The organism is Actinotalea sp. (assembly GCF_041597215.1).
Classification (GTDB): domain Bacteria; phylum Actinomycetota; class Actinomycetes; order Actinomycetales; family Cellulomonadaceae; genus Actinotalea.
Genome location: NZ_JBFHHB010000338.1, coordinates 1 through 2,428, shown reverse-complemented (window position 1 = coordinate 2,428; position 2,428 = coordinate 1). Strand labels below are relative to the sequence as shown.

Sequence of the window (2,428 nt, the reverse complement as noted above, 5' to 3'; positions counted from 1 at the left end):
GCGACCGGGCTGCGGGACGGGTTGAAGGAGACGGCGACCACCTGGGGTGAGGCGCGCGACCTCGAGGTCCAGCTCGAGCTGCTGCTCGCCGGTGCTGCGACGCTCCCCGCTCCGCTGGCCGAGCGTGCAGGTCGTGCCGTCGGGGAGTCCCTGCGGGCGAAGGAGCGTGTGGCGCTCGACAGGGCGGCGTCCGTCCTGTCCTCCCCCCGGCACGTCGAGCTCCTGGTCGCTCTCGTCGACGCCGCGGTCGCGCCTCGGTTGACGGAGCGGGCGAACGCGCCGATCGCCGAGGTCGTCCCGGACCTGCTCGCCCACACGCTGCGCCGCGCGCGCCGCGCAACGCAGTCACTGCAGCTCGACGGGCGCCCGGGCGACTGGCACCGCGCACGTGTCCTGGCGAAGCGGGCTCGCTACGCGGCCGAGATGGTCACCCCTGTCCTGCCGGCGGCGCGAAAGCCCGCCACTCACCTCGCCAGGCTCACCGACCTGCTCGGCCGGGTGCAGGACGGCGTCGTCGGCAGATCCCTGCTCGGGGAGATCGCGCAGCTGAGCGCCGGCCGGACGGCCGCCGCGCTCGAGGTGCAGGCGGGGCGCCATGAGGTGGCCCAGCTCGATGCCCGGAGGGCCGTGCTCGACGAGTGGCCCCTGATCGCTCCGCACCTGCGGCGGGCGCCCCTGGTCCGGTGACCCGGCCGACGACCCGCACGCAGGAGTGCTGGAACGGGGCTGCTGTGCGCGAGGCGGGAGTCGAACCCGCACGCCCGAGGGCACCAGGACCTAAACCTGGCGCGGCTGCCATTTCGCCACTCGCGCTCGCCGCCGAGCCTACGGCCTGGCGACCGGGCAGGTCAGTCGAGGCCGAGCTCTCGACGCAGCGAGGCGACGTGCCCGGTGGCGCGCACGTTGTACCGGGCCACCTGGATCCGCCCGTCGCCGTCGATGACGAAGGTCGAGCGGATCACGCCCTCGACCGTCTTCCCGTAGAGCTTCTTCTCGCCGTACGCGCCGTAGGCGCCCAGGACGGCCCGCTCGGGGTCGGAGGCCAGCGGGTACGTGAGCCCCTCGGCCTCGGCGAACTCCGCGAGGCGTGCGGGCCCGTCCGGTGAGATCCCCACGAGGTCGAAACCGGCCGCCTCGAGCGAACCGGACCAGTCGCGGAAGTCGCAGGCCTCCCGCGTGCACCCAGGGGTCATCGCCGCGGGGAAGAAGAAGATCACCACTCCGCGGCCCCGATGCTCCGAGAGGCGGAAGGTGGCACCGTCGCCGGTCGTCAGGGCGAAGTCGGGGGCGAGGTCGCCGACGGCGAGACGGGTCATCAGGAGTCCTTTCGATCGGGTTCACAGCGTAGCCAGCCGTCGCACCCGTCACCTCCGGTACCGTCCTGCCCGTGACCAGCCCCACCGCCCGTCCGGCGATCCGCATGCTCCACGACCGCGTCCTGGTGCACCTGGACGACGAGTCCTCCGAGCGCTTGTCCTCCTCGGGCATCGTCATCCCCGCCACCGCCTCGATGGGCAAGCGTCTCGTGTGGGGGCGCGTGGTGGCCACCGGTCCGCACGTGCGCCAGGTCGAGACGGGGGAGCGGGTGCTGTTCGACCCCGAGGACCGCGCCGAGGTGGAGCTCAACGGCGTGCTGCACGTCCTGCTGCGCGAGCGGGACCTGCACGGGGTCGCCGAGCCCGAGGCCGAGGGCAAGGGAACTGGGCTCTACCTGTGACTGACCGCGCCCGCCTTGTGCCAGCGCCTCCGCTCAGCGATGATCGGCCCGACGAGGACTGCAGGAGTTCCTGCGCAGGAGCAGGTGGGACGGACGAGGTGGGAGAGTCGTGGACGCCAGCCCGCACGAGGACACAACCCCCGACCCGGCCCCGCACGAGGAGGAATCCGCGATGACCGACGCGCTGGACGAGGACGAGGCGTCGGCAGGGGTGATGCACCTGCGGATGGAGGGCGTCCCTCTCGCCCTCCTGGCAGACCTCGCGGACCCCCACGGGCCCTCCTCTCCCACGATCCTCAAGGACGAGGGGCTGCCCGACGTCGCCTGGTGGGGTGCCGACGACGCGCCCTCGGACGAGGGCGACGAGCCCGAGAGCGCCGACGAGGACGAGGACGCCGACGAGCGCTGAGCGCCCCGAGGAGCCCGGTTTCGTTCCCGGGCCCACCTGGTGCTAACCTCGTGCACCGCGCGCCATTAGCTCAATTGGCAGAGCAGCTGACTCTTAATCAGCGGGTTCGGGGTTCGAGTCCCTGATGGCGCACAGGAAGGCCCCTGACCAGCGGAAACGCTGATCAGGGGCCTTTGTGCTTCCCTCTGGCACTCGGGCCGCCCCCGGGTCACGATGGAGCTCAACCGAGCGGGGAGCAGCCATGGCAGAGCAGCGGACCTATGACGTCGTCGTCGTCGGCGCGGGAGCCGTGGGGGAGAACG

Annotated in this window: 4 protein-coding genes and 2 tRNA genes; 4 read left to right on the top strand and 2 right to left on the bottom strand. The window is 72.4% G+C overall.

Annotated features, from left to right (window positions below; genetic code table 11):
* Nucleotides 1-687: CHAD domain-containing protein (locus ABWK99_RS15695; RefSeq protein WP_372595619.1), on the top strand; the 687-nt coding region annotated here is incomplete at its 5' end.
* Between the two features lie 45 nt (nucleotides 688-732).
* On the opposite strand, the gene ABWK99_RS15690 is transcribed toward ABWK99_RS15695, so the two are convergent.
* Both ABWK99_RS15690 and ABWK99_RS15685 read right to left on the bottom strand, forming a co-directional pair.
* Nucleotides 733-813, bottom strand: a tRNA-Leu gene (locus ABWK99_RS15690).
* 35 nt (nucleotides 814-848) lie between these two features.
* Nucleotides 849-1,316, bottom strand: coding sequence for a peroxiredoxin (locus ABWK99_RS15685; protein WP_372595618.1), 468 nt, complete (start codon nucleotides 1,314-1,316; stop codon nucleotides 849-851).
* A gap of 104 nt (nucleotides 1,317-1,420) precedes the next feature.
* Here ABWK99_RS15685 and ABWK99_RS15680 point away from each other — a divergent pair, with 104 nt between their 5' ends.
* From ABWK99_RS15680 to ABWK99_RS15670, 3 genes are all read left to right on the top strand, one after another.
* Nucleotides 1,421-1,717, top strand: a complete 297-nt coding sequence (locus ABWK99_RS15680) for a co-chaperone GroES (RefSeq protein WP_372595620.1) — start codon at nucleotides 1,421-1,423, stop codon at nucleotides 1,715-1,717.
* 172 nt (nucleotides 1,718-1,889) lie between these two features.
* Complete coding sequence (locus tag ABWK99_RS15675; protein WP_372595617.1) at nucleotides 1,890-2,126, top strand: hypothetical protein; 237 nt, start codon at nucleotides 1,890-1,892, stop codon at nucleotides 2,124-2,126.
* 59 nt (nucleotides 2,127-2,185) lie between these two features.
* Nucleotides 2,186-2,258 (top strand) — tRNA-Lys (locus ABWK99_RS15670).
* Nucleotides 2,259-2,428 lie beyond the last annotated feature (170 nt).